This is a genomic window from Aeromonas sp. ASNIH8, assembly GCF_002919855.1.
GTDB classification, from domain to species: domain Bacteria; phylum Pseudomonadota; class Gammaproteobacteria; order Enterobacterales; family Aeromonadaceae; genus Aeromonas; species Aeromonas caviae.
Genome location: NZ_PQLN01000123.1, coordinates 1 through 10,246 on the forward strand (window position 1 = coordinate 1; position 10,246 = coordinate 10,246).

The window sequence follows — 10,246 nt, forward strand, 5'->3', positions numbered from 1 at the left end:
CCCACCCCCCGATTCTCCCCCTGTTCCCTCTTCGGCAGCTTCGAATGTTGATACAGATTCCACTCACCATCAGGCCATCTTCCTCCCGTGGCGGCCCCCTTTTGCCGCCTGCCGGGCCTTTCTATTGTTTGGCTTTATTTAACGACATGGCTATATCGTTAGATTTCCCTAAACAAAAAAGGCCGCCATTCCGACGCCCGGGCACCTCTTGTTCGGCCTCAGCCCCGATTTTCCTCGCCACAAGCCGGATCCCGCTCGGCCCCTCAACTCCGTTTCTCCTGCCGAAGACCAGTTACCGCCCAAGACGCCAACCCCGTTTATCCTCCCCAAGCGCTATACCGCCCACGCGCCAACCCCGGTTACCCTCACCGCAGGTCCTATCCCGTCCAAGGCGCCAACCCCGGTGATTCCCCGCAGATCCGAGCCCCTTCCCGGCCAAACAAAAAGGCGAGCCTGCGCTCGCCTTTGTCTGTACCGTGATGATCGCCGGGCTCATGCCGGCGCCCCCCGGACCCGCCCTAGAACTGGCCCGCCATCAGCTGGTTCAGGTGATAGAGGTTGCGGGTATCGAGCTCCAGCTCGGTGGCATAGGTGTTGCCACGGGGATAGGTCGCCACCACCCGGGCGCCGCGCACCATGCCGGCCACCGACACATCCAGGGAGTTGGAGGTCTGGGTCAGATCCTTGTAGCTGCTCTGGCCGCGCACCTGCTGGCCATTGAGCTGCTCCACCAGCTCCCGGTAGGCGTCCATCTTGGAGGCGCGGATCGCCTGCAACATCTTCTCGGACTGGGAGGGACCGGGCTGGATGTCGATCACCGCATACCCCACCGCCTTGAGCACCGGGAAATCATCGGGCTTCTCGCCCACGTCATAGTTCACCACCCGGTTGCCACTGCACGCCGTCAGCAACATGGCCATCAGGCAACCCAACAAGATTTTCATCGCTGTTTCCCCGTTTTCCTGTTCACCACACCCGATGTTTCACGGCTCAATGTCAGCCAGCCCGCTTCACGCTTCATGACGCGCCACCTCAAGGGGTCAGGTTGACCAGATGACCGGACGGGCTCTGGCCCCCCCGCATCAGGTAACCGCGATTGATGGAGGCCCGGCCAAAGGAGTTGCTGGCACCGGACAAATATTGTTTCGGGATCAGGCTCTGGGCCGTGGTCTCGACCATCTTGGTGCGCAGATCGATGATGCGGGCGTTGACCAGGATCCCCTGCTGATTGCGGCTGAAGGTGCCGGTCAGAATGCGGGAGATGGGCAGCCGGGACGAGAGATCCTTGTAGTTGCGGCTCATCACGAAGTCCCCCTGCGGGGTCACCTGGATGTTGCCCGTGGTCTTGAAGTCCACCACCACCTCACCGCGCCGGTTCAGCTCGTAGATGAAGCTCTCCTCGATCTGCTGTCCCATCCAGTTGGTGTCCTTCAGGGTGTCGAGATCGACAAAGGAGGCGACCGCAATGGGCTCGGTCAGGGTCGTGAGAGACTTGCGCTCCATCAGCTGATCCGTCATGCGGGCCACCAGCCAGTTGAGCTCCATCCCCTTCGCCGCCTGGCGGGGGTCTCCCAGCTCCCGATTGATGGGGTCGGCCGACCCGCAACCGACCAATGCCAGCGCCACCGCCAGCACCGTGATAACTCTCTTCATGGATACCTTTCCTGTATCTGCACCTGACCTGTTATCGGTCGCAACCGCCAACACTTGAGGCGGGAATGCGCGCAGGATCCTCGATGATCCCAGGGCAAAGGCACGCACTGTGCCACCGGAGCCCACCGCGCGGGCTCCGGCCAGGGAAGAAGGCATGGTTCTTGCTTTTATTTGGTCACCCGCTCCGGTGCAGACCGGATCTGTGTCCAGGATCCCTGACCCGCCCCACCGGCGGCAGCGGGGTCGCCCACTCAAGGTGTTTGTTATGAAAGTTTCGCTGCTGTTCACCCTGCTGCTGGCCAGCCTGTCGGCCAGGGCCGAACTTATCGAGGCCCAGGGCAGTGCCGCCATTCTGGGGGGCGACGAGGTCTATGCCCGCGAGCAGGCGACCCGGGATGCCTTGCGCCAGGCGCTGCTGGCCAGCGGCGCCTCCGTCTCCAGCATCCAGCGCCTGGAAAACGGCAGCCTGCGCTCCGAGCAGATCCAGATCCGCTCCGGCGGCGACATCCGCCAGTACCGCCTCAAGCGCGAAGAGGTGCGCAACGGCCGCATGTACATCACCCTCGTGGCCGACATCCAGGCGGAGCGGCAGATCTGTCAGACCCAGCACTACGCCAAGGATTTGACGCTGGTACGCCTGCGCATGCGCTACCCGGACCAGGCGAGCACCGGTGCCCTGGACGACATGCCCGCCGATCTCTCCCGCCGGCTGTTTGAAACCCTGGCGACGACGCCCCAGGTGGTCGCTCGCCAGTGGCTGGACGAGAACCTGCGCATCGACCCTCTCCATCTGCAACAGGGGGATCGCAGCGCCCTTGAGGAGATCAAGGCCCTGAGCCTGCGCACCGACAGCCAGTATCTGGTGCTCGGCAGCATCGACGACCTCTCCCTCGAGCCCCAGGGCAACGCCCTCACCAGCTGGTATGAGGATCCCGTGCGCAATTTCTCCATGCAGCTCTACCTGTTTGACGGCATCAACGGCAGCCTGCTCGGCCGCAAGGAGTACAAGGGCCGCGCCAACTGGACCTTCTCCAAGCGGGAACAGGTGGGCAGCAGCGGCGGCCAGTTCTGGCAGTCGAGCTTTGGCCAGGAGGTGGGCTACCAGTTGAAGGAGGCGGCCCAGGACATCGCCGCCGAACTCGCCTGTGCCCCCGTCACCGCCCGGATCGTGGCCCAGCACGAGCGCGGCCCCCACATCAACCTGGGCCGTCGCAACGGGGTCAAGCTCGGGGACCAGTTCCGGGTCCAGCACAGCGCCGACTTCGTCGACCCCTATGGCAAGTCCAGGGTGATGCGCAACCCCGCAGACGGTCTGTTCGAGGTGGTGCAGGTGTTTGAGGATGGCGCCATCATCAGCAGTCAGAACAAATATTCGCCGTTCAATGTCCAAATCGGTGACCTGGCCGTATTGGAATAGGAATCAAGGGTTTAAAAGCACAATGCTTCTTGTATAATGCCCGCCACAAGGTTCCCGTAGCTCAGCAGGATAGAGCGGTCCCCTCCTAAGGGATGTTTATTGCTTAAAAATCTATCTAAATAGGCTGTTATAAGATTTTTTAAATATTAGGAATTATAAATATTTCCTTTAGAAACATAGCTTTATAGTTCAAAAAGCATTCATAAACAACCAGGCCGCTTGTTTTGTGAGCGGTGCAATCGATGCCTATTTTGCGCTATTTAAGAGCTATTCACGCCATTCAACTCTACTTTTGCGCTATTTTGCCGCTATAATGTCTCAATAGAACATTTTTCGGTGGTACCTAATGGCTCCCAAAAATCCGGCTACATCCATACGCAAAGAAGAGTTCGATCTTAAGACGCTGCTCCAGGGTCACCCTGCGGCCATAATTAAAGGTAAATTCTCATTCACCTTTAAAGACCAGTACATAGATAGTCTTCCATTTATTAATGATAAAAATAAATGTGTTGAATTAACGCACTATAGTTCTGACGATGAGAAATATAATGAAAAGAACAAACCAAGATTAAAACTAAGAATCGGAAACAGTGTTAAGACATTCTATATTGTTTACGATAAAAATCGGAGGCAGAAAATTGGCAATTGGATGACTCGCACTAAAAGTGGACATTATCCAAAAGGTTTTTTTAGCGTTACACAGGCTAAGGAAGAGTTTAAGAGATTAGTTAGTGATGCTGAAAAGATTAATCCAGAAAAGTGGAAATATCAGTCTTTTACATTGAGAACTTATCTTTTAGAGCATTATAAAAAAGACCGTGAAAACAAATCAAACAAGAGGAATTCATTAATCCCTGTTACCGACAAAACAATAAGGGAAATCTCATCTGCCTTTGAACCATGGTTAGACCTCAAGCTATCTGAATTTAATGAAGATCACCCAGTAATATTCAAAAAGTATTGGCAGAACAAAGAAACGCCAATAACATCAGAAACAATGAGGAAATACTATTCCTTATTAAACAGCTTGTTTAATATGTGTGTTACGTGCACCTATTTACCAAAGAATAAAATTGATAGGCATATTTTTCTGTTCCCAAGAAACCCTAAGAGGCCTGTCACAACATATACTGACCCCACAAATGAAGTCGTGGAATTTATTTTTGATGAAGACACTCCAGGTGGTGGGGATTCCAAGATCATAGTTGCAACCATGTTCCTATGCGGGGCAAGAAACTCTGAAATATATAGAAACACAAGCAACAATTTTAATATTAATGATAGATCCATACGTATTCCTGAGCACATTAGTAAAAACAAGGCTGCACGCATTGTTGCTATTGAGTCAGACTCATACTGGAATTACGTAGCGAAATACAAAACTCTAAAAAGCTTGAGTGATCGAGAGGGTGAGTTGATGTTTCCTTGTTGCCGCGAAGCAAAGGCCCCCCATGTAACTTCGAGCCTTTATCAGAAAACTTGGCAGGCAGTTAAAAAAGAGTTTAATTTTCCTAAGATAGGCCGATTATATGATGCCAGACATACTTTTGCCAAAAAAGCACTAGAAAGTGGAGTACCTATTCAAGATTTATCTAAGATCACTGGACACAGCCTCGAAACGCTGATGAATTACTATATTGACAACAATATCAGCCAAGCTACAAGAGAAAAATTAAGGAGTGCAACCAATTCTAATGCAGCTATAAAGGTGCAACAGGAAACGAATTTCCCTCCATCTGTTAATAGCCTATATGAAAGCTATGTTAGGAGATGTATAAAGAAGAATATAAAATATGAACTCTCTACGTTCGTACAAGAAATGAAAGATTTGGGTGACCAAAACCAACTAAATGCAGAGCAAATTTTTTGGCTTAAAGAAATGCTGTAGCTTGAATATAACGCTATTGCTTTTTTGAAATAGATTTGCTGAATGAGGCCATATTTCTAGGTATAGGCCATGAACATGATTCAGTTCGTTCATTCGCTAATGGAGGGGGCGGGTGCCCTCCATATCAGCAACATCAACAATTATAACCAGTGAGGTAACTGTCAGAAAATCTGAACATGGAGTACGATGATGAGAACAAATCATTGTCAATACGGGAACAGTAAAATATGTCACTTTCAGTTTACCAACCCAGTACGCAGGCTAGTTCAGCACCCACCCTTATGACGACTCTCAACATCCCTCAAGATCCACTGAGTGCACATCTCTGGATCATAGCTGGCGTAGCGCCAAGCATCATTCATCAAATTTCCGGACTAGTGATGACTGATGTTGGTGTGATATGCCGCCTTGTGGGCATTAGCCGAGGCACATTGTCACGTAAGGTCAGGAATAAGACCACCCTATCAGTATCACAGGGTGAAAGGGTATACGGCGTTATACAGGCACTCGACGCTGTTCTCTTCCTCCACAGAAACAATACCGTCAGAGCAATGTCATGGTTACACCGCCCAGCCTGGGGCTTAGGTGGTAAACGGCCAGCAGAGGTGCTGTCGACAGCTTTAGGGGCTCAGGCAGTAATAGTACTTGTAGGACGAATCCAACATGGGGTGTGCACCTAGAGCGAGGTAGCTGATAGGCTAACCCCCCCCCTTAAGAACGCTTCAAAAACAACCAACCTCATCTTTTTTCGAACTTTTTTCATTTACCCCACTTGAAAAAATCGAAAAACTGTCCATTTACTATTATTGAGAACAATTAAAAAATTTAAGAATTTCAACATTCCGCTGCTTCGCAGCGAAGATAATCCAGATTTTTAATTCCTTCGAGCTAGCGTTCCTTAAAGTAAGAAAATTGCACTTACAATAAGAAATTACTAAAATATAGTGTGTCAACACTCATTTTTTGAGTGAATTATCTTTTGTTAAAGTAATTAGCACACCTAACTCAGCAAGATCTAAATGTAGTGAGTGAGAGGCAATGATTATTTTCACGTTTTAACACGCCTCTCACACTGTCGACAGCTGTCGATCACAAATAAAAACTCAACACAAAAGATAAAAAATATCTTTTTTAGTTAATTCCGCCTTAGTCATATGAGCCGTGATCTTCAAATACGATTCCATCATCAAAATGTTCTTGACATAGCTTATCTACAACTCGCTGAGCCTTGTGATGCAAGACCATCTCTAGAGCTGGTAATGTCAGTGCAGGAAAAGACTGCCCTTGAATAGTGAATGTATTCTTGTCACTACCCACATACATATCATAAGTTGTGGATGTATCGACCTCATTTAGGAGATCATACCCAATACACTCTGCAAGAAGTACCCATATCCAACAACGATATAAGTCCTCTTTTTCATAGTTGCTAATCAACTTGTGCATTGCGTTAATAGACCCTTGTAATGCAGCTCTAATCCACCAGTAATATGCATGTTGCATATACCCAGCATCTTCGCATTTGACTGCTACAGTTTCATGATATGTGTAGTCTTTTAATACATCCATATATAAAGAAACATCAAGCCGATGGGTTGACAGTAACTCTATAGCCTCCATATCAAATTTCATAGCTGATTTTTTCAAGTGCTGGAGCCAAAGCGCGTATCGTTCTCTATCATTATCAACTAATCCGCTTACATCTGTATCATTAAACTCACCAGCCAGTTTATAAAACTTTTGATGAAGCTCGTATTGTGGGAACGACAAGGCATTTCGGTCTGCAAATGCACTTAGCTGGACCAATCCCTGGTGTACTAATGGCGAATTAAATTCATTCTGTTTAAACATATTCATTAATTCCCCAGCATAATGGTCTGAGGAGCTAAAGCGGCTAGCAGTAGTTGAATTAGGAGGAAGTTGACCATGCTTAGTAATGTAATCGTCGTTGACACGACGCCTTAAAATCTCTCTTACACGTAGGCTTATAATACCCGCCTGCACTAACGATGTGGCCAATTTCTGAGCGGCAAGCTCAGGAATACTAATACCCAGAATATTAGCTCTAGCCTCAATTGCACTTACATCCAAAGCAACCTGCCATTTCGTATTACTGAGCAGAATCGCATCAGCTTGCAATGACGCGTAAGTGCTGTAGCCATAGGCCGCAGCAATCATCTCGTAGATATGACTACGTTTGAGGGAGATGCCTAGTACATCTTTGAGCTCACGTTGGGTTGTGTGGACGAACGCTTTGATGGTCATGATCCAATCTCCTAGTCCTACCCCGGGGTATAAATCGCACGTTTAATCCATCCAAGGTGAGGATTTGAGGTTGAGATCATGTGGCTTGAGAGTAGTAACCATTTTGACTCGTGCGAAAGTCTGGCTGGTCAGCCGAGACAAATCATAACCTAGTAAGTGGCACTGTCCAAGAGTCCATTCTCGCCCCGAGCCTCTCCGACACCCAGTAGACCAGCCCTGTGAGTTGTGGAATGAGCCGAATGAGGGCTATTATCGGCTCATATCGCGAGCCGAATGTGGTGTCAATTCGGCTCATTGTTGGCATTGCACTGCTTGCCCGCGACACAAAATCAGCGAGATTATCGATGACCGTAGACTGGATCTGGCAACACGAGCACTGGCCTCATTTTTGCTGGCAAGAGAGGCTATTACTTCCACGACTACGTCTGGCACACCGCAATCTGGGACTACTCCAGGGCATTCATTTATCAGCTCACAGCACAACACTGGCGCATCAGACACATGCTCTAGATACGCTGCTGGCCAATGTCGTCGCGTCCTCGGCTATCGAGAATCAACAACTGAACTCGCAGTCGTTACGTGCATCTCTGGCATGTCGCCTCGGGATAGTGGAGCAGTCTCCCTACCCTACCTCAGTTAGATCCGAGGGACTGGCCGCGATGATTGTGGATGCAATTAGCAGCGATGAGCAGTTGACGCTTGAACGCCTGCTGCAATGGCATCGCTGGCTTTTTCCCGCAGATGACCGGAGATCGCATCAGATACGCGTTGGCCAGCTGCGTGGTGATGAGCCGATGCAGGTGATATCCGGAGCACGTGATCGACTCACCGTGCATTTCGAAGCTCCACCACGAGAGGGGCTAGAGCAGGAATTGGCCACTTTCATCGACTGGTTCAATACCAGTTTTGATGATCCCTGCCTAGATCCATTACTGCGAGCCGCCATCTGTCAGCTCTGGTTTGTCACGTTACATCCGTTTGATGACGGTAACGGACGGATTGCCCGAGCCCTCACCGATCTTGCACTCTCTCAGGCCGACAACCAGAGCATCATTCTGTATGCAATGTCGACCGTGATTTTCGAGCATCGAGCTGATTACTATCGCGCTCTGGAGCAGACTCAGAGAGGAGGCGTGGATGTCACAGAGTGGCTGGTTTGGTTTTTGGACACACTCAACGTCACGCTGGAACAGGCCCAACAGTCATGCACCCATGCGCTTGGTCGAAACCGTTTCTGGCAGCTACACGCTAATGACCAATTGTGCCTTGAACAGGTAATGATCCTGAACCATTTGCTCGGCGGTTACACACAGGACGGCCTACCGTATATTAGTGCCAGCCAGTATCAAAAAATTGCTCAGGTGAGCAAATCTACAGCCACGCGCCACCTTACTGATCTACTGGAAAAAAACTGCCTAGAAAAAGGGGCAAGTGGAGGCGGTAGAAGTACCCGTTATAGGCTCAAATTGACAAATCACTGATAAAGGGACTCAAATAGCCGGGACTACGCTGGCCAACATTCAGGATCCAGCTCTATATCCACACATTTGAGCTACGTCACGGCCACACGATATCCAACCATTCACTCGAGAATGACTTGACGCAAAACATACCAGAAGGACAGAGGGGAATTTTGCATTAGTTTAGGTGGTAATGGACCTCAATAAGGGGGCTGTAAACAAGCTACTGTGTTTCCAGCCCCACATACGTTGAGAATGCTATTTTCATCAAATTTGGAGTTTACGTTTTCGGTATGGGTGTTTTAAGCACCTACATACAACAATTTAAATTCCAGAATTGCCAGCAACACATTGAAACAAGCAAGATTAATCTTTAATTGTTCAGCATTAAAACTAAACTCACATCAATCATGGCTTTGCTTTTAACAGCACATCAACAGCCATTTTAAAATTCTTTAAAATAGTAGAGTCATTCACATTTTCAGACCCCATCTCTGCAAGAAACTCCTCAGCAGATTGGTAGTCATTACCTGGTCTATAGTAACTGGGCATGTTACTTTGGGCCCAACCAGAAAGTACCTGGTCATAAGTAACAGCCCTATCATTCTCATCATCGCCCAATGATGCCACGATATCATCATAATACATCTTAATAGATACATTATCTAATGCACTTGCTACAGGTTCTGCAATGCCATTATCTAAAATTACAAATGCAGGGAAGTCATGGAGTTCATGAATATGATTATAGTTTTTGAGCACAACATGCTTATCAAGGGGGCGGATAATTTTATTCAGGTTAAATCTATCCCTCAAAAGATCAAGAGCTTTATTATGAACCTCGATATCAATCGCACAAATATCATCGTTTACTTTTCTCATTACAATACTACCTTACATGTTAACATGGAATATTTCGGCACTTGTGTTTATCTATTGGTAGTTGAAGCTCCGCCAATAGCGAGGATCGTATTACCAAATATGATCTTTAGGTTAAAGTACACCCATTCATCATTTGTAGATGTGAATGTATAGCATGCACCTTGTTGCAGTTAATTTAGGTTGATTTCATATAAATGGCAATAGCAAACAACAAAAAATATCGAAAATATTTTATTCTGAAATTTCAATTGTTTTTTTTGCTCTCTTTTTATTGTCAATAATGAGGGGTTTCTAACGATGGAAATCAAAAAAAACACTCATAGAAAAATTTTTTCTCGTGGAAAAAACAATAGATTTCCACAGAATAACTCCACCATAAAAAGTAAAAAAAACGGCATCAAACTCTCGCAAAAAATGATGTGGTTATGAAAAAAAATGCTTAGGTGTTTTGGAAAAAATCGTGGCTTTTTTACGTGCGTAAACTGAGGTTTCTATGAACCTACATGAGCAAAAAATCGATTAGTAACAGATGTAGAAAGAGTAGACGTTACCTTTGCGTATTCCGGCGAAGTTGAACAGCCATTCCGGCCAACGTGAACACCCTGATCCTTAACGCGCTCACGTCACCCCGTTTCTAACTCGAGTGTTCAGATTGGGTCAACTCACTTCTCCTCTTTCTCA

The 10,246-nt window shown here is 48.0% G+C and carries 8 protein-coding genes; 4 read left to right on the plus strand and 4 right to left on the minus strand.

From position 1 onward, the window contains the following. Positions 1-518: 518 nt before the first annotated feature. Together C3418_RS21000 and C3418_RS21005 are read right to left on the minus strand one after the other, a co-directional pair. Entirely contained in the window at positions 519-944 is a 426-nt protein-coding gene (locus C3418_RS21000) for an LPP20 family lipoprotein (RefSeq protein WP_103859207.1), read from the minus strand. A gap of 88 nt (positions 945-1,032) precedes the next feature. After that, positions 1,033-1,653 (minus strand): FlgO family outer membrane protein, encoded by a 621-nt coding sequence (locus C3418_RS21005; protein ID WP_010673310.1) that lies wholly within the window; start codon positions 1,651-1,653, stop codon positions 1,033-1,035. 265 nt (positions 1,654-1,918) lie between these two features. Here C3418_RS21005 and C3418_RS21010 point away from each other — a divergent pair, with 265 nt between their 5' ends. From C3418_RS21010 to C3418_RS21020, 3 genes are all read left to right on the plus strand, one after another. Further along, positions 1,919-3,070: a flagellar assembly protein FlgT gene (locus C3418_RS21010; protein WP_039041370.1), complete on the plus strand. Its 1,152-nt coding sequence runs from the start codon at positions 1,919-1,921 to the stop codon at positions 3,068-3,070. A 346-nt stretch (positions 3,071-3,416) separates the two neighbouring features. After that, positions 3,417-4,958: a tyrosine-type recombinase/integrase gene (locus C3418_RS21015; RefSeq protein ID WP_103859208.1), complete on the plus strand. Its 1,542-nt coding sequence runs from the start codon at positions 3,417-3,419 to the stop codon at positions 4,956-4,958. A 281-nt stretch (positions 4,959-5,239) separates the two neighbouring features. Further along, positions 5,240-5,638 (plus strand): antitoxin Xre/MbcA/ParS toxin-binding domain-containing protein, encoded by a 399-nt coding sequence (locus C3418_RS21020; RefSeq protein ID WP_258040154.1) that lies wholly within the window; start codon positions 5,240-5,242, stop codon positions 5,636-5,638. A 466-nt stretch (positions 5,639-6,104) separates the two neighbouring features. On the opposite strand, the gene C3418_RS21025 is transcribed toward C3418_RS21020, so the two are convergent. Next, on the minus strand, positions 6,105-7,223 hold the full coding sequence (locus C3418_RS21025; RefSeq protein ID WP_103859210.1) for a hypothetical protein: 1,119 nt from the start codon (positions 7,221-7,223) through the stop codon (positions 6,105-6,107). Between the two features lie 239 nt (positions 7,224-7,462). Here C3418_RS21025 and C3418_RS21030 point away from each other — a divergent pair, with 239 nt between their 5' ends. After that, a complete protein-coding gene (locus C3418_RS21030) occupies positions 7,463-8,704 on the plus strand; it encodes a Fic family protein (RefSeq protein WP_258040155.1) in 1,242 nt (413 codons plus the stop codon). Between the two features lie 387 nt (positions 8,705-9,091). Here the strand turns inward: C3418_RS21030 and C3418_RS24190 are convergent, their stop codons facing one another. Continuing rightward, entirely contained in the window at positions 9,092-9,565 is a 474-nt protein-coding gene (locus C3418_RS24190) for a hypothetical protein (protein WP_146054135.1), read from the minus strand. Between the last annotated feature and the right edge of the window lie 681 nt (positions 9,566-10,246).